This window comes from Curtobacterium sp. MCBD17_021 (genome assembly GCF_003234525.1).
In the GTDB taxonomy this organism is placed as follows: Bacteria; Actinomycetota; Actinomycetes; order Actinomycetales; family Microbacteriaceae; genus Curtobacterium.
Window position 1 is genome coordinate 110,701 of the sequence record NZ_QKTS01000011.1, and the last position, 15,416, is coordinate 126,116.

Genomic DNA, 15,416 nt, shown 5'->3' on the forward strand with positions numbered 1-15,416 from the left:
TCGGCGCGGGCCGGGGCCGTGCGGGTCAGGCCTGTCCGACGACGGTGTCGATCGTGACCTCGCCCGTGGTGAGGTCGTAGGTCGCGCCGACCACGGCCAACCTACCCTCCGCGATGGCGTCGGACACGGCGCCGGAGCGGTCGAGGATCGCCTTCAGGCTGGACTCCAGGTGCGCCGCCCCGATGGACTCCTGCGGGAGGTCGGGGTCCGTCGCCCGGACGCGCTCGACGCTCGGCGCGATCGCGTCGACGAGGACCTGGAGGTGCGGGGCCGGCACGGGCTCGCCGGACCGGGCCGCGGCGACCGCTCCGCACTTGGTGTGCCGGAGCACGACGACCAGGGGGGTCCCGAGGGCGACGACGGCGAACTCGATCGATCCGAGCACGACCTCGTCCACGATCTGACCGGCGTTCCGGATGGCGAAGACGTCGCCGATGCCGGCGTCGAACACGTGCTCGAACGGCACGCGGGAGTCGGAGCACCCGAGGACGGTGGCGAACGGCGACTGCGAGCCCTGCAGCTCGGAACGGCGTTCGGGGTCGATCCGCCCGGTGCGACGCTTGTCGGCGGCGAAACGTGCGTTGCCGTCGACGAGGAGTCGGAGGGCGTCGGCGGGGGTGGAGGCGGCGCGGTCGGTCATCGTGTGTCGTTCCTCGGGCGTTCGGGTTCTCGGGGTCGGTGTGTCGTCGGTCGTGTCGCTGGCATCGGTCCGGTGCTGCTCGTCGACGAGTGCGGGCCGGTCGGAGGCCTAGTCGCGCAGCTGCTTGCCCACCGCGGTGGCGACGGTGCGGAAGGAGCGGTCGTCGGCGGTCCCGGCGAGGACCACGGTGTCACTGCCCGAGGTCGTCACGAGGGCGTAGGCGTTGTTGCCGGCGTCCCGGCCCTCGTCACGACGGTCGTACACGGTCCACTCCGTACCGTCGATCGTGCGGGAGCCGGTCGCCGGCTGCTGGTCGAGCTGGTCGGCGATCCACGTGTCGTTCGCGTCGATGCCCTGGTGCATCCCGATGTACTGCGAGTCCGGCGTCAGCAGGCCGATCGTCCAGACCGCGACGCCGCGAGCGGAGCCGGACTGGTAGTCGGCGTGGTTCGAGGTGTAGCCGGACGGCAGCGTCGGGACCACGAGCGTCGCACCGGAGACGTCCGCCTGCTCGGCGACCTGGCGGTAGTCCACCGCCCGGTCGATCGACTGGTCGGGGCGGACGACGACCGCGACGAGGAAGAGCACGATGCCGAGCGAGGCGATGAGCGCCAGGACGAGGTTGAACGCCGTCTGGTGCTCCCGTCGGGCACGCCGCGCGGTGTCCTTCCGCGCCCAGGTCTCCTCAGGGGTCTCGGGGCGCCCGAGTTCGGCGACGATCGGACGGCCGGTGTCCGGGTCGGTCATCGGGCACCGCCGAGGGTCGAGTCGTCAGCGGACCCGGTCGCAGCCCGGTCGTCCGTCGCGGCACGTGCTGCGTCGAGGCGGGCACGTGCTCCCATCAGCCACTCCTCGCAGCGCGCCGCCAGCGCCTCACCGCGTTCCCACAACCCGAGGGAGCGCTCGAGGGTCGCCGACCCCTGCTCGAGCTCGGAGACGACACGGACGAGTTCGTCGCGAGCCGCTTCGTAGCTCAGCGAGCGGACGTCGGGTTGCTCGGACTGCTGCTCGGAAGACACGGTCCGATCCTACCGAGCCGCCACCGACGGTTCCGCTGCCGACCATCGGCTGTGGAGGACCGCACAGCCGGGGACGGGACGTGCCTGCAAGGGTCTCGCCGGGCCTCCCGGGTCAGACAGCGTCGTCCCCTGCGCCGTCGGCACCCGAACCGTCGGGACCGGGGCCGTCCGCTTCGAGCGTGCCGACCGCGGTCCCCGCGCCCAGCGTCACGTGCACGGCGGTCGCCCCGTCGAGCTCGTCGGCTCCGCGGACCACCGCGCCGTCGCCCGTCTGGACGATCGCGTACCCGCGGCGGAGTGTGTCACGCGGTGACAGCGCCCGGAGGCGCCCGGTCAGGTGACCGATGTCGGAGTGGGACCGTTCGATCCGACGGTCGAGGAGCTCGCGGGCGCGGGAGAGGTCCCGCGCGACTTCCTCCGCGCGCGTGTCCACCAGCCAGGCCGTCGAGGCGAGCGCCGGACGGGACCGCAGTGCTGCGATCCGGTCCGCCTCGACCGAGAGGGTGTGCGAGAGACGCAGGCCGAGTCGGGCCCTGGCCTGCCGGACGTTCGCGAGTTCCTCGGCCACGTCGGGGACGACCCGCTTCGCCGCGTCGGTCGGGGTGGAGGCGCGCAGGTCGGCTACCTCGTCGAGGATCGGCCGGTCGGCTTCGTGACCGATGGCGGACACCAGCGGGGTCACGGCCGCCGCCGCCGCCCGCACGAGCCCTTCGTCGCTGAAGCCGAGCAGGTTCTGGAAGTCGCCGCCGCCGCGGGCGACGATGATGACGTCGACCTCGGGGTCCGCGTCGAGCTCCTGGATGGCGGCCGTCACCTCGGCCACGGCGCGGTCACCCTGCACCGCCGTGTGCACCGTCCGGAACTCGACCTGCGGCCACCGGAGTTGTGCGTTCCGCTTGACGTCCTTCTCGGCGTCGGAGTCCTTGCCGGTGATGAGCCCGATGCGGTGCGGCAGGAACGGCAGGCGCTTCTTGCGGGACGGGTCGAACAGCCCTTCCTCCGCCAGGGCCCGTCGCAGTCGTTCGAGGCGCTCGAGCAGGTCGCCGAGCCCGACGTGCTTCATCTCGACGACCTGCATGGTGAGTGAGCCGCCCTTGACCCAGTAGTTCGGCTTGACGGCGGCGACCACCCGGTCGCCCTGCTTGAGGTCGGCCGGCACCCGGGAGCGCACACTCGACCAGATGGAGAACGACACGGTCGCGTCGACGTCGACGTCCTTGAGCTTGCCGTAGACGTTGCCACCGGCGACGTTCCACTGCGTGATCTCGCCCTCGACCCAGGCGACGCCGAGCCGGTCGATCCAGTCGCGGAGCTTCGCGCCGAGCAGCGCGACGGGCCACGGGTCCTCCGCCGTGGGCGGCCCCTGTTCGATCGCCATCGTGCCCCTCTCTGTCGTCCGGTCCATGCTGCCGGACACCGGGGACATCCCGGCCGTCCGGGCGCCCTCCACAGGCTCGTCCACGCCCAGCCGGCACGGGTCCCGCTCACCTATCATCGGGGACGTGACGATCACCAACGGCCACTCGGTCCCGCTCGCCCCGCCGCGGGTCCCCGCAGCGCGTGGACGACTGCGTGACCTCCCGGTCGGCGGGACCAAGCGGGTCCTGCTCGCGGCCCCGCGCGGCTACTGCGCCGGCGTCGACCGGGCCGTCGTCGCGGTCGAGAAGGCGCTCGAGCAGTACGGCGAACCCGTGTACGTCCGCAAGCAGATCGTCCACAACGTCCACGTGGTGTCCACCCTCGAGCAGCGCGGCGCCGTGTTCGTCGACGACGTGGCCGAGGTGCCCCGAGGGTCGCACGTCGTCTTCAGCGCGCACGGCGTCTCCCCGGCCGTGGTGGCCGGAGCGGCCGAGCGCGACCTGCACGCCATCGACGCCACCTGCCCCCTCGTGACGAAGGTCCACCGCGAAGCCACGCGCTTCGCGAAGGCCGAGCGCACGATCATCCTCATCGGTCATGCCGGCCACGAAGAGGTCGAGGGCACCATGGGGCACGCTCCGGAGCGCACGATCCTGGTGAACGGACCGGCCGACGTCGCCGCGCTCGACGTCCCGGACCCCGACAACCTGGTCTGGCTGTCGCAGACCACGCTCAGTGTCGACGAGACGATGGAGACGGTGCGGCTGCTGCGCGAGAAGTACCCGTCCATCGAGAACCCGCCGTCGGACGACATCTGTTACGCCACGCAGAACCGGCAGGTCGCGGTGAAGAAGGTCGCACCGGCGGCGGACCTGGTCATCGTGGTCGGCTCCGCCAACTCGTCGAACAGCGTCCGGCTCGTCGACGTCGCACTCGAGTACGGCGCCAAGGACGCGCACCGTGTCGACTACGCCGAGGAGATCCGCCAGGAGTGGCTCGACGGCGTCGAGACCGTGGGGGTGACGAGCGGAGCCTCCGTCCCGGAGCTCCTGGTCACCGAGGTGCTCGAACAGCTCGCCGACGCCGGCTACGGCACGGTCGAGGAAGTCGTCACCGCGCACGAGGACCTCATGTTCTCCCTCCCGCGCGAGCTCCGCACCGACGCCGACGGCAAGCCGACGCGTCCGCTCGGTGGGCGAAGCCGATGAGCGCGACGGACGGACGCCCGACCGGGTGGGACGGCGTCCCGCCGCGCGGCACGACGGCCGTGGACGCTCAGGAGGCCCGGATCACCTCCGACTCCGCGGTCGCCGCCACGCAGACCACGGGAGCCGCCCCGGCTGGGCGACCGGCTCCGCAGTACGGCGAGTACGCACCCGAGGGATGGGTGAACCCGGTCCTCCTTGAACAGGAACGTCAGGAACGCGAGGACCGTGAGCGCGCTGCTGCGTCGGCCGCTCCCGAGACGGCCGGCGGGTCGGGTCGTCCCGCGGTCCGGACGCGTGCTGCCGCGACGGCCGACCGCAAGCCGACCACCGGGGACGACTCGTCGGTCCGACGGCTCGGCGCCTCCCCGGTCGATGTGCTCTTGACCTTCGTGCTCCTCGGGATGGGGCTCGTGAGTGTCGTCCAGTCACTCTCGATCGGGTCCGTCGCCTCCACGGTCCGCGAGCAGCTCGAGACGACCTACACCGCCCTGCAGGACCCGGGAGCCCTCAACGGTGCGGCGATGATCAGCTCCGTCGTGATGCTCGTGGTCTTCGCGCTCGTGCTCTGGTGGTCCGTCGTCCGGCTCCGCGCAGGCCGGAGGAGCTTCTGGGTGCCGTTGCTCGGGGGAGCGGTGGCGACCCTGCTCAGCGCGGTGGTCTTCGCTGCCGTGGTCCTGCAGGACGACGGGCTCGTCGCGGCGATGATGCGGCAGGCCGCCGGCGGCTGAGGCCACCGGAAGCCCGGCGGCTCGGCGGCCAGGGCCGCCAAGGTGCCGTCAGCCGAGGGCGGCCGCTCCGACGTCAGGCGAGGAACGCGGCGACCGCACCGTGCAGGTCGGCCAGGTCGTCGACGTGCACGAGTTCCCGGACGGAGTGCATCGACAGCAGACCGACGCCGATGTCGATCGTCGGGATGCCGAGCCGCGTCGCCGCGATCGGTCCGATCGTCGAGCCGCCCGGGATCGTGTTCACGTTGACGAACGGCTGGAACGCCACGCCCGCGGCCTCGCATGCCGCCGCGAACACGGCGGTGCCCTTCGCCTCGGTCATGTACCGCTGGTTCGCGCTGATCTTCAGGAGCGGGCCACCACCCGGGCGCGGACGGTTCGTCGGGTCGTGCTTCTCCGAGTAGTTCGGGTGCACCAGGTGTCCCGCGTCGCTCGACAGCAGCCACGACGACCGGAACGCCCGGGCGGCCTCGGACCGGTTCGCCCCGAGGCCCTCCTGCACGCGGGCGAGGACGTCCTCGAGGAACGGCCCGCCGGCACCGGAGGGTGAGGAGGACCCGATCTCCTCGTGGTCGAAGGCCGCGAACACCGGGATGTGGTCGCCGTCGCCCGGCGCCTCGACGATCCCGCGGAGTCCGGCGTGCACGCTCGTCAGGTTGTCCATCCGACCGGACGCCAGGAACGCCCGGTCGATGCCGATCCGCGAGGGCGCTTGCGAGTCGGCGAGGAAGAGGTCCCACGCCACGGCCGTCTCCCCGAGCCGGGAGCGCAGCCACGCCTCGACGTCGGTGCCACCGGTGGTGCCGTCCGTGCCGACGATCGGCAGCGTGTGGCGCTGCTTGTCGATGCCGGGGCCGTCGTTGGCACCGCGGTCGAGGTGGATCGCGAGGTTCGGGATCCGCGCGACGGCGTCGACGGTGTCGAACAGGGTCGCGGTGCCGTCGGCGTGGACGACCCGTCCGGCGATGCGGAGGTCACGGTCGAACCACGTCGACAGGACCGGACCGCCGTAGACCTCGACGTTGAGCTGTTCCCAGCCGCCGACGCGGACGGTCGGGTTCGGCTTGATGCGGAACCCGGGGGAGTCCGTGTGCGCGCCGAGGATGCGGAACGGCGTCGTCGCCGTGGCGCCTCCGGGCAGACGCCAGGCGATGACCGCCCCGTCGCGGACGACGACGTACGCGCCCGGTCCGGTCGGCCACGCCTCGGTCTCGGCGAGCTCGGTGAACCCGGCCGCCACCAGACGGTCGCGGGCGACCGAGGCGGCGTGGAACGCCGTCGGGGACTCCGTGACGAAGTGGGCGAACTCGCTGGCGATGGCGTCGACGGTCATCCGTCCATCGTGGCACGGCGGCAGTGGGCAGACGCGGTGGAGGCCACCGGACGCAGAACGGGGCGCGTCCGTCGGACGCGCCCCGTTCCTCCGGCCGGGCCGGATCCGTGTCGTCAGCTCTGGGACTGGCCAGCCGAGCCGAGGACCTTCGTCGCTTCGACGACGCGAGCGGCCATCGCCGTCTCGGCGACCTTGCCCCACGCGCGCGGGTCGTACTGCTTCTTGTTGCCGACCTCGCCGTCGATCTTGAGGACGCCCTCGTAGTTGGAGAACATCGACCCGGCGATCGAGCGGGTGAACGCGTACTGCGTGTCGGTGTCGATGTTCATCTTGATGACGCCGTTGCGCACGGCCTCGTGGATCTCGTCGTCGGTCGAGCCCGAGCCGCCGTGGAAGACGAGGTCGAGCGGGTTCTGACCGGTGCCGTGCTTCTGAGCGATGGCGTCCTGGATCTCGCCCAGGAGCTCGGGGCGGAGCTTGACGTTGCCCGGCTTGTAGACGCCGTGCACGTTGCCGAAGGTCAGCGCGGCGATCCAGCGGCCCTGGTCACCCATGCCGAGCGCCTCGACGACACGTTCGACATCGCCCGAGGTGGTGTACAGCGCGTCGTTCGTGCCCTCGTGCTGCACGCCGTCCTCTTCGCCGCCGACGACACCGATCTCGACCTCGAGGATCGCGTTGATGTTCCGCGTCTTCTCGATCATCGTCTTGGCGATCTCGATGTTCTCGTCGAGGGGGACCGCCGAGCCGTCCCACATGTGCGACTGGAAGATCGGGTTCCGGCCCGCGCGGACCTCTTCCTCGCTCGCCGCGATGAGCGGGAGCACGAAGCCGTCGAGGGCGTCCTTCGGGCAGTGGTCCGTGTGCAGTGCGACGGTGATCGGGTAGTTCTTCGCGACCTCGTGCGCGAAGGCCGCCATCGCGAGCGCGCCGGCTGCACGGTTCTTGACGGTGTGCCCGGCGAAGTAGTCGGCGCCGCCGGTGGTGACCTGGATGATGCCGTCGGAGCCTGCTTCGGTCAGGCCCTGGAGGACCGCGTTGATGGTCTGGGAGGACGAGACGTTGACCGCGGGGTAGGCGAACTTCCCGGCCTTCGCGCGGTCGATCATCTCGGCGTACTGGTCCGGCGTTGCGATGGGCACTGGGATCTCCTTCGACTTCTTCGGTGATGTCGGAACCGATGCTAGTCAGGGCCGGTTGGTGGGCGGTGGATGTGACCGGGACCTGTGGAGGGGCGCGGCGTGCACATCCGTGCGCTCAGGAAGGCCGGGAGGGCGGTGGTCGGTAGGCTCGGGTCGTGACTCCCACGACTGAGACCGGCTCCCTGTTCCTCCAGCCCGACCGCAACCTGGCGCTCGAGCTCGTGCGTGCGACGGAGGCAGCCGCGATCCGCGCCCAGCCGTGGGTCGGCCGGGGCGAGAAGAACCTCGCCGACGGTGCCGCCGTCGACGCGATGCGCAAGTTCCTCGGCACCGTCAACTTCGACGGCGTCGTCGTCATCGGGGAGGGCGAGAAGGACAACGCCCCGATGCTCTACAACGGCGAGCACGTCGGCAACGGCCACGGACCGGCCTGCGACATCGCGGTCGACCCGATCGACGGCACCTCGCTGACCGCCGCCGGCCGCCAGAACGCCATCTCCGTCATGGCCGTCTCCGACCGCGGCTCGATGTACGACCCGTCGGCCGTCTTCTACATGGACAAGATCGCCGCCGGGCCCGAGGGTCGCGGTGTGCTCGACCTCGAGAAGCCGATCGGCGAGAACATCCGGGCGCTCGCGAAGGCGAAGGGCAAGGACCTCGAGGACATGGTCGTTGCCGTGCTCGACCGCCCCCGCCACGACGAACTCATCCGGCAGATCCGTGCAACGGGTGCCGGCACGCGGCTGCTGCTCGACGGTGACGTCGCCGGTGGCATCGCCGCCGCACTGCCCGGCTCGAACATCGACATGTGCGTCGGTGTCGGCGGGACCCCCGAGGGCATCATCACGGCGTGCGCGATCAAGGCGCTCGACGGGGTGATCCTGGGCAAGCTGCAGCCCAAGGACGACGAGGAGCGCGAGCGCGCCATCGCGGCCGGTCACGACCTCGACAAGGTGCTGGACCAGGACGACCTCGTCACCGGCGACAACACGTTCTTCGTCGCCACCGGTGTCACCGACGGTGTCCTCGTCGACGGCGTCCGGCGCTCGCGCGGCGTCATCCACACCGACTCGCTCGTGCTGCGCTCCCGCTCGAACACGATCCGTCGCATCCAGGCGGACCACCGCGCCGAGAAGTGGTTCTGATCCGCTGACCCGCGGCGGCACGCCGCAGCGCCTCCTGCATCGCGCCCCTGAGCGAGCAACGCGCCCCGTTTCGACGGGGCGCGTTGTGCGTGGCGGGGCGCAACCGGAGGCCCGGCCGCCCGGCCGGGCCGCGCGTCCCGCTCAGTCGCGCTCGGTGCTCGCGACCAGCTCCGGCGCCGTCAGCAGCCGGGGCTCGTCCTCGATCGACGTCGGGTCCGCGATGACCTTCGACTCGTCGAGGAGCGACAGCCGCCGGGCGCTCGGCAGCACCTGCCGCTCGAGCGACCCGACGAACCGGTTGTAGTCGACGACGGCGCCGCGGATCGACCGGCCGAGCTTGTCCACGTGCCCGGCCATCGTCGACAGCCGCCCGTGGAGCTCACGCGAGACGCGGAAGAGCTCACGGGCCTCCTGCGTGACGACGTCCTGCTGCCACGAGAACGCCACGGTCTTCAGTACGGACCACAGCGTCACGGGTGAGGCCAGGGCCACCCGCTTGCGGAACGCGTGGTCGAGCAGGCCCGGGTCGGCGGCCAGGGCGCTCGCGATGAGGGACTCCGACGGGATGAACGCCACGGTGAGCTCGGGGGAGGCGTCGTAGCCCGACCAGTACTCCCGGGCCGCGAGGGCGTCGACGTGTGCCCGGAGCGCCTTGACGTGCTGCGCCATGAGCTGCTCGCGGCGTGCGCCCTCCGCCCCGGTCGCCGACGCCGGGATGTCCATCGCCTGCAGGTACGCGGCGAACGGCACCTTGGCGTCCACGGCGATGCTCTTCCCGCCCGGCAGGTGCACGATCATGTCCGGGCGGGCCGCCCCCGCCGTGGTGGTCACCGAGGACTGCACGTCGAAGTCGACCCGCTCGAGCAGCCCGGCGGCCTCGACCACGTTCCGCAACTGCGTCTCGCCCCACACCCCGCGCGTGCTGTTCGACGACAGCGCGCTCGCGAGGGTCTCGGCCGTGGCGCGGAGGCGTTCCTCGGACTCGGCGGCCGACCGGAGCTGCGCTGACAGCGCTCCGTACTGCTCGCTCCGGGAGCGCTCGAGCTCGGCGATCTTCTCCCGCATGACCTGCAGCGTGTCGGCCACCGGGCTGAGCGCGGAGAGCACCTTCGACTCGTCCTGCGCGCGGTTCGACTCGGCGCCGTGCATGCGCTGCACGAGGTGCTCCAACTCGGCCGCCCGTCGCTCGAGGGAGTCGACCTGCCGGCGGTACTGCGCGTCCTGCGCGTCGAGCCGCTCCTCGGCGTCACGCCGGGCTGCGTCGAGCTGGGAACGGAGGCCGTCGGCCGTCGCGTTCGCGGTCGCTGCGTCCACTCCGGCCCGGGACCGGGCGAGTGACCACGCGACCACGGCGCCGACGGCGATGCCGATCACGAGACCGATGACCAGGGCGAGGATCTGCATGACGCGACCCTGGCAGGTCCCACCGACACCGGGCCTCCCGGCGGCGGCGTGCCGTGCGACGGACCGGACTGGGCCCGTCCGACCGCGGTCAGTCCGAGAAGACCATGGGGCGGCGGGACAGCCGCGGCTGCGGCGTCGTCGCCTTCGGCTTCTCGACACGGGCCCGGACCGGGTTGATCGTGACCCGGGTGACGGCGCCGAGTGCCTCCACCGTCGGCACGCCGTGGAAGCCTGCTGCGTGCACGACGATGGCGGCGCAGGCCTCGGCGTCGGCGGCCGCGTCGTGGTGCTGGAAGCCGGAGAAGCCGGCTGCCGTCGCGGCGACCGGCAGACGGTAGGAGTCGAGCGTGTAGGTCTTGCGGGCGACCGCCAGCGAGCACATCGAGTGGTGCTCGGCGATGTCGATCCCCGTCGCCGCGCACCCGCCGGCGATCACGCCCATGTCGAAGCGGGCGTTGTGGGCGACGAGCACGTCCCCCTCGGCGAACGCGACGAGGTCCGGGTACTGCTGCTCCCACGTCTTGGCGTGGGTCACGTCCGACTCGACGATGCCGTGGATCCGCGTGTTCCACTCGAGGAACGCGTCGTGCCCGGCGGGCGGACGGATGAACCAGGAGGCCCGTTCCACGACGCGGCCGCCGCGCACCTTGACGAGACCCACGGAACACGCGCTGGCGGGCGAGTTGTTCGCGGTCTCGAAGTCGATCGCGGTGAAGTTCAACACGTCATCGATCGTCGCACGGAGATACGACATCACCGGAATCGGGCGCGGCGTGGTGCCGGCGGCGGGAGTCCCCGCTCGTACGCTGGGGCGATGGAGACCGGTCCCGCGCACGCCCCGCTCGTCCTCGTCCTGGCGGGGGCGGGGTACGGGCAGCAGGCGCCGCTCCTCTGGTGGTCGGCGGCAGTGACGCGACAGGCCGACTGCGAGCTCATCGCGCCCGCGTGGACAGTCGATGACGCGGCCCGTGCTGACCCGGTCGGTTTCGTCACGCAGCACGTCGAGACCGCGCTCGGAGGGCGTCGCCCCGACCTCGTCATCGCCAAGTCCTTCGGGTGCTTTGCGCTCCCGTGGGCGGTGGCGAACGACGTCCCGGGCGTCTGGCTGACGCCGGTGCTCACCGACGACGTGGTGCGGGACGCGCTCGCCGCGGTCGGTGTCGCGCACGTCGCCGTCGGCGGCTCCGCTGATCCCATGTGGCAGCCGGGGCGCGTCGCACGGACGGAGGCGCGGCTCGTGACCGTCGACGGAGCCGACCACGCGCTCGAGGTCCCCGGTGACTGGCGACGCTCCCAGCGCCTCCAGGCCGACGTGCTCGACATCGTCGACCGCGCGGTCCGCGCGGCGCTCTGACCGTCGGCCGGGAGGCCCGGGTCGGCCCCGGCGGGTCGCCGCCGGTAGGCTGTGCTCCCGTGGCTCTCACCATCGGAATCGTCGGTCTCCCGAACGTCGGCAAGTCGACCCTGTTCAACGCCCTGACCAAGAACCAGGTGCTCGCGGCCAACTACCCGTTCGCCACCATCGAGCCGAACGTCGGCGTGGTGAACCTGCCCGACCCACGCCTCGACCAGCTCGCGGAGCTGTTCGGCTCGGAGAAGACCGTGCCCGCGCCGGTGTCGTTCGTCGACATCGCCGGCATCGTCAAGGGTGCGAGCGAGGGCGAAGGGCTCGGCAACAAGTTCCTCGCCAACATCCGTGAGGCCGACGCGATCGCACAGGTCGTCCGCGGGTTCACCGACGACGACGTCGTGCACGTGGCGAACAAGGTCTCGCCGGCGGACGACCTCGAGGTCATCAACACCGAGCTGATCCTCGCCGACATGGAGACCATCGACAAGGCGCTCCCGCGGTACGAGAAGATGCTCAAGCTGAAGCAGGCCGAGCCGATCGTGCTCGAAACCGCGCGTCAGGCCCGCGCCGAGCTCGAGAAGGGCGTGCTGCTCTCCGCCACCTCGATCGACCTCGAGTCGATCAAGGAGCTCGGGCTGCTCAGCGCCAAGCCCTTCATCTTCGTGTTCAACGTCGACGAGGCGATCCTGACCGACGAGGCCCGCAAGGCCGAGCTCGCCGCACTCGTCGCCCCGGCCAACGCGGTGTTCCTCGACGCCCAGGTGGAGTCCGAGCTCATCGACCTCGACCCGGCGGACGCCGCGGAGCTCCTCGAGTCCACCGGTCAGACGGAGTCCGGTCTGGACCAGCTCGCCCGCATCGGGTTCGAGACCCTCGGGCTGCAGACCTACCTGACGGCCGGCCCGAAGGAGTCCCGCGCGTGGACGATCGGCAAGGGGTGGAAGGCTCCCCAGGCCGCCGGCGTCATCCACACGGACTTCGAGAAGGGCTTCATCAAGGCGGAGGTCATCTCGTTCGACGACCTCATCGCCACCGGCTCGATCGCGGAGGCCCGCGCGCAGGGCAAGGCCCGCATCGAGGGCAAGGACTACGTGATGCAGGACGGCGACGTGGTGGAGTTCCGCTTCAACAACTGACACCCCAGGAAACAACCGCGATCTAGGCGCTTTCGACCGTTGTGGTCCGGACTGAGTCCGTAGGAGCCGTAAAAACGGCGTGCATGATGCCCGCGGCGGCTGTCCGGGTCCGGTCCTCGGCGGTGGGCCAGAGGTGGGTGTACGTCTGCAACGTGGTGGTCGCTTTGGCATGTCCCAGGGCCCGCTGGACCGTCGCGACATCGCATCCCGCTGCGATCAGCCCTGAGGCGTAGAAGTGCCGGAGGTCGTGCAGCCGTGTCGGCTCAGCATCAGCGGCGCGGAGCGTCTTCGTCCACCAGTAGTGGATCGTGTTCTGGTGCGGAGGGTTGCCGCGATCACCGAGGAACATCCATCGCTCGTCGCCGTGCGTTCCGACGAGGTTGGCATGCTGAGCAAGCATCGTCACGAGTTCGTCAGGAAGATGGACAATCCGTTCCGAGCCGTACTTCGGGGCAGTGATGCGTACCTCACCCCCGCTGGCTCGTTGCACCTGCCGCTGGACGTGCAGCTGCCGCCGCAGGAAGTCGATGTCTGAGAACTGCACCGCCGCGGCCTCTCCAAGACGCAGACCGGCAAAGGCGCACAGGGCAACGAACGGCCTGAACCACTCGTCTGCTGCGCGCAAGACTGACCCCACGGTCTCGGGAGACGGGATGCGCATTGCGTGCTCGGCCTTCCGGGCACGAGGGAGCGTGACGCCGTCCGAGGGGTCAGATGCGAGCAGCTTGTCTCGTACAGCGGCGCGTAGGGCTGCGCGGACGTTGTTCATCCGGGTGCGGACGGTGCCCGGTGCCAGCGTCAAGCTCATGGTCTTGACCCACGTCTCGACATGGGACCGCCGTAGCTTGCCGAACTCCACGTCCTTGAAACTGCAGCCGCGGACGGCCACATCCATTGCCGTCACGGTTGTGGACGCCCAAACCTGACGGGGGGACCAGTCGGCGTAGAACGAGGCGAGTGTCGCTTTACCCACGCTCGGATCGACGTAGGTGCCGTTCCGACGTGCAGCGTCGATGTCGGCAAGGAACCGCGAGGCGTCCCCCTTGCGATCGAAGTGCTTTGCGCGCTCTTTGCCCGTGTCGTCGTACCAGCGGGCACGCCAGCGGCCATCAGGACGTTTCTGAATGCTTGCCATCTCAGGCCTCCCTGGAGTCGCGCAGAATCTTGAACGGCTCTGCCGGTTCCGTCAGCTGCTTCTCCGCCTTAGCTCGTACTTCAGCGGTTGCGCCTGCCAGGAGGTCGTCGACCTCAGCCTTACCTCGGGCTGCAAGGTCTTCGTACTTCTCTCGAGCGATACGCCATGGAGTGACTTCAAGTTCCTTCGCGATCAGCTGAGCGACCCGGCCGGAGATCATGCCTTCACTGACAGCGAACGCCAGCTGATCCTGAGCTTCGATGTAGCGCTCGACGGCGCGCTCAAGTTCGCTCTCGGCAGCGCGAAGCTCACGGAGCATAGCCCAGCCCCGCGTTTCAGCATCCGGAGCAGACAAGCGAACGGAGGGGTACCCGAGGACATTCACGAGATCGTCCGCCTCGGTCAACCGGAGCGGTCGCTCGCCCTTCTCGACGCTCCACACAGTTGCCTGAGACCACTTGTGCCCCCGCTGTCGCATCGCGTCCGCCACATCCTTCTGCGCCCGGTCACCGCGAAGGCGGACGACGTTCCGGCCGATCAGTTCGTCACGTTCAGACATGTGCAACACCGTACACGCTTACACAGTTGCGCGCGACTAGCGATCCGTGTTGTACTAGCTGAGCTAGTCGATCGGCACTAGCTCACAGATAGGAGTTCGGATGATCAAGCTGCTCACCGTCGACGAGGTCGCAGCACTGCTTCGCCGTTCCCCGGCTCAGCTCCGCTACATGCGGGGTCAGGGAACGGCCCCGCCCTCGGCGAAGATCGCAGGCCGCATCATGTTCCGTGAGGAGGAGGTGCTCGCCTACATCGAAGCGCAGTTCGCGCCCCCGGCGCAGGCGGCATGAGTGCGGGCCGTGCCCGCGCGCAGATCGAAAGCAAGACCCCCGCGTCGAGCGGCAACTCGAGCGGGGGTATCAACCAGAACGAAGGATGCGAACCGGATATGGACAACACTACTCGGAATGGTGAACCCGTCACCGCGGCGATCGAGGTCGTCGGATCACGCAACGGGCGAGAGCGTCGCGCCGTGCTTCACGTTGGAGGAGAGGTGACGGCGGACGGCGCTCGCCGTATTGCGGTGCGCTTGCTCGAGGCCGCGCAGCGGATCGACCGCGCGTGACCCGAGGCGGTGGAGAAGGACGTCGTGGTTGACTCTCGCCTCCCATCGCGGTGGCTTCACGACCCTCACATCGACATGGTTTCGGACTGTGCGTGGCGCGTCTACACGTACAGCCTGATGCTCGCGAACGAACAGCAAAGCGACGGATACATCTCGCCCACGCAGCTCCGCTTCTTGCACCCTGAGGGCCGGAGCGAAAGGGCTGTAGCTGAGCTTGTCCGCGCGAATTTGTGGGGACTGGATGGAGAGGGTTACCGAGTCCAGCGTTGGTCGGAAACCCAGACAACGGCATCGGCGCTCGCCGAACAGCGAGAGCGCAGTCGAAAGACAAGCCGCGACCACAGGGCGCGTAAGGCAGCCGCGTCAACGAGTGCCGTGACGGCTGCGGTGAGCGGTCACGGCCTAGGAGAGGAAAGGAGAGGCGAGGAGAGGGCAGGCGAGGCCAGGACACGAGGGACCAGGGCGTCGACAAGTGCAAGCGACTACGGGAGAAGCGCGGCGGGGGGCACATGGCCAGTAGCGACGGTCCCCGTCACGTGCCGAGTATGCGAAGCCACGATCGATCCTGATACTCCAAAGTTGGGGACTGCTGCAGGTTGAGTTGACTCGTTCGTTTAGGCCGCGAGTGCGACCTGTGGGTTGATGATCGTCTCGTACTCGACCGGGGTCAACTTCCCCAGACCACGTTGGCGT

The 15,416-nt window shown here is 70.1% G+C and carries 16 protein-coding genes and 1 pseudogene; 7 read left to right on the forward strand and 10 right to left on the reverse strand.

Features of this window, described 5'->3' with window-relative positions; genetic code table 11:
- Positions 1–25: 25 nt before the first annotated feature.
- The 4 genes and pseudogenes from DEI83_RS11250 to xseA form a co-directional block, all read right to left on the reverse strand.
- A complete protein-coding gene (locus DEI83_RS11250; protein ID WP_111082044.1) occupies positions 26–640 on the reverse strand; it encodes a carbonic anhydrase in 615 nt (204 codons plus the stop codon).
- A gap of 108 nt (positions 641–748) precedes the next feature.
- Entirely contained in the window at positions 749–1,387 is a 639-nt protein-coding gene (locus tag DEI83_RS11255; RefSeq protein WP_111082045.1) for a DUF4245 domain-containing protein, read from the reverse strand.
- Positions 1,384–1,659 (reverse strand): exodeoxyribonuclease VII small subunit, encoded by a 276-nt coding sequence (locus tag DEI83_RS11260; RefSeq protein WP_111082046.1) that lies wholly within the window; start codon positions 1,657–1,659, stop codon positions 1,384–1,386. The genes DEI83_RS11255 and DEI83_RS11260 overlap by 4 nt, the downstream gene beginning before the upstream one ends.
- A gap of 90 nt (positions 1,660–1,749) precedes the next feature.
- A pseudogene (gene xseA, locus DEI83_RS11265) lies at positions 1,750–3,037 on the reverse strand (exodeoxyribonuclease VII large subunit); the annotation flags it as partial.
- Positions 3,038–3,161: 124 nt separating this feature from the next.
- Between xseA and DEI83_RS11270 the strand changes: the two are divergent.
- Both DEI83_RS11270 and DEI83_RS11275 read left to right on the forward strand, forming a co-directional pair.
- Positions 3,162–4,226 (forward strand): 4-hydroxy-3-methylbut-2-enyl diphosphate reductase, encoded by a 1,065-nt coding sequence (locus tag DEI83_RS11270; RefSeq protein ID WP_111082067.1) that lies wholly within the window; start codon positions 3,162–3,164, stop codon positions 4,224–4,226.
- Complete coding sequence (locus tag DEI83_RS11275; RefSeq protein ID WP_111082048.1) at positions 4,223–4,954, forward strand: DUF6264 family protein; 732 nt, start codon at positions 4,223–4,225, stop codon at positions 4,952–4,954. Before DEI83_RS11270 ends, DEI83_RS11275 begins: the two co-directional genes overlap by 4 nt.
- Before the next feature lie 73 nt (positions 4,955–5,027).
- On the opposite strand, the gene DEI83_RS11280 is transcribed toward DEI83_RS11275, so the two are convergent.
- Both DEI83_RS11280 and fbaA read right to left on the reverse strand, forming a co-directional pair.
- The gene (locus tag DEI83_RS11280; RefSeq protein ID WP_111082049.1) at positions 5,028–6,287 is read right to left on the reverse strand and encodes a M18 family aminopeptidase; all 1,260 of its coding nucleotides are present in this window, start codon (positions 6,285–6,287) and stop codon (positions 5,028–5,030) included.
- Between the two features lie 113 nt (positions 6,288–6,400).
- The gene (gene fbaA, locus DEI83_RS11285; protein WP_111082050.1) at positions 6,401–7,429 is read right to left on the reverse strand and encodes a class II fructose-bisphosphate aldolase; all 1,029 of its coding nucleotides are present in this window, start codon (positions 7,427–7,429) and stop codon (positions 6,401–6,403) included.
- Positions 7,430–7,584: 155 nt separating this feature from the next.
- Here fbaA and glpX point away from each other — a divergent pair, with 155 nt between their 5' ends.
- Positions 7,585–8,574, forward strand: coding sequence for a class II fructose-bisphosphatase (gene glpX, locus DEI83_RS11290; RefSeq protein ID WP_111051233.1), 990 nt, complete (start codon positions 7,585–7,587; stop codon positions 8,572–8,574).
- A gap of 141 nt (positions 8,575–8,715) precedes the next feature.
- Here the strand turns inward: glpX and rmuC are convergent, their stop codons facing one another.
- Positions 8,716–9,978, reverse strand: coding sequence for a DNA recombination protein RmuC (rmuC, locus tag DEI83_RS11295; RefSeq protein WP_111082051.1), 1,263 nt, complete (start codon positions 9,976–9,978; stop codon positions 8,716–8,718).
- A gap of 88 nt (positions 9,979–10,066) precedes the next feature.
- Positions 10,067–10,732, reverse strand: a complete 666-nt coding sequence (locus DEI83_RS11300) for an exonuclease domain-containing protein (protein ID WP_111082052.1) — start codon at positions 10,730–10,732, stop codon at positions 10,067–10,069.
- A 60-nt stretch (positions 10,733–10,792) separates the two neighbouring features.
- Between DEI83_RS11300 and DEI83_RS11305 the strand changes: the two genes are divergently transcribed.
- Both DEI83_RS11305 and ychF read left to right on the forward strand, forming a co-directional pair.
- On the forward strand, positions 10,793–11,332 hold the full coding sequence (locus tag DEI83_RS11305; RefSeq protein ID WP_111082053.1) for a hypothetical protein: 540 nt from the start codon (positions 10,793–10,795) through the stop codon (positions 11,330–11,332).
- Between the two features lie 59 nt (positions 11,333–11,391).
- Positions 11,392–12,465, forward strand: coding sequence for a redox-regulated ATPase YchF (gene ychF, locus DEI83_RS11310; RefSeq protein ID WP_111082054.1), 1,074 nt, complete (start codon positions 11,392–11,394; stop codon positions 12,463–12,465).
- A gap of 22 nt (positions 12,466–12,487) precedes the next feature.
- On the opposite strand, the gene DEI83_RS11315 is transcribed toward ychF, so the two are convergent.
- Both DEI83_RS11315 and DEI83_RS11320 read right to left on the reverse strand, forming a co-directional pair.
- Positions 12,488–13,600, reverse strand: a complete 1,113-nt coding sequence (locus DEI83_RS11315; RefSeq protein ID WP_111082055.1) for a site-specific integrase — start codon at positions 13,598–13,600, stop codon at positions 12,488–12,490.
- Between the two features lies 1 nt (position 13,601).
- Entirely contained in the window at positions 13,602–14,159 is a 558-nt protein-coding gene (locus tag DEI83_RS11320; protein WP_146243319.1) for a hypothetical protein, read from the reverse strand.
- 100 nt (positions 14,160–14,259) lie between these two features.
- Here DEI83_RS11320 and DEI83_RS11325 point away from each other — a divergent pair, with 100 nt between their 5' ends.
- Both DEI83_RS11325 and DEI83_RS15735 read left to right on the forward strand, forming a co-directional pair.
- Entirely contained in the window at positions 14,260–14,448 is a 189-nt protein-coding gene (locus DEI83_RS11325) for a helix-turn-helix domain-containing protein (protein ID WP_111082057.1), read from the forward strand.
- Positions 14,445–14,723, forward strand: a complete 279-nt coding sequence (locus DEI83_RS15735) for a hypothetical protein (protein ID WP_146243320.1) — start codon at positions 14,445–14,447, stop codon at positions 14,721–14,723. The genes DEI83_RS11325 and DEI83_RS15735 overlap by 4 nt, the downstream gene beginning before the upstream one ends.
- The last annotated feature ends 693 nt before the right edge of the window (positions 14,724–15,416 follow it).

Excerpts from the sequence above, each read along its gene's own strand:
- DEI83_RS11250 (WP_111082044.1), bottom strand. The coding sequence starts at position 640 with ATGACCGACCGCGCCGCCTCCACCCCCGCCGACGCCCTCCGACTCCTC.
- DEI83_RS11255 (WP_111082045.1), bottom strand. The coding sequence starts at position 1,387 with ATGACCGACCCGGACACCGGCCGTCCGATCGTCGCCGAACTCGGGCGC.
- DEI83_RS11275 (WP_111082048.1), top strand. The coding sequence starts at position 4,223 with ATGAGCGCGACGGACGGACGCCCGACCGGGTGGGACGGCGTCCCGCCG.
- DEI83_RS11280 (WP_111082049.1), bottom strand. The coding sequence starts at position 6,287 with ATGACCGTCGACGCCATCGCCAGCGAGTTCGCCCACTTCGTCACGGAG.
- rmuC (WP_111082051.1), bottom strand. The coding sequence starts at position 9,978 with ATGCAGATCCTCGCCCTGGTCATCGGTCTCGTGATCGGCATCGCCGTC.
- DEI83_RS11300 (WP_111082052.1), bottom strand. The coding sequence starts at position 10,732 with ATGTCGTATCTCCGTGCGACGATCGATGACGTGTTGAACTTCACCGCG.
- DEI83_RS11305 (WP_111082053.1), top strand. The coding sequence starts at position 10,793 with ATGGAGACCGGTCCCGCGCACGCCCCGCTCGTCCTCGTCCTGGCGGGG.
- DEI83_RS11315 (WP_111082055.1), bottom strand. The coding sequence starts at position 13,600 with ATGGCAAGCATTCAGAAACGTCCTGATGGCCGCTGGCGTGCCCGCTGG.
- DEI83_RS11320 (WP_146243319.1), bottom strand. The coding sequence starts at position 14,159 with ATGTCTGAACGTGACGAACTGATCGGCCGGAACGTCGTCCGCCTTCGC.
- DEI83_RS11325 (WP_111082057.1), top strand. The coding sequence starts at position 14,260 with ATGATCAAGCTGCTCACCGTCGACGAGGTCGCAGCACTGCTTCGCCGT.
- DEI83_RS15735 (WP_146243320.1), top strand. The coding sequence starts at position 14,445 with ATGAGTGCGGGCCGTGCCCGCGCGCAGATCGAAAGCAAGACCCCCGCG.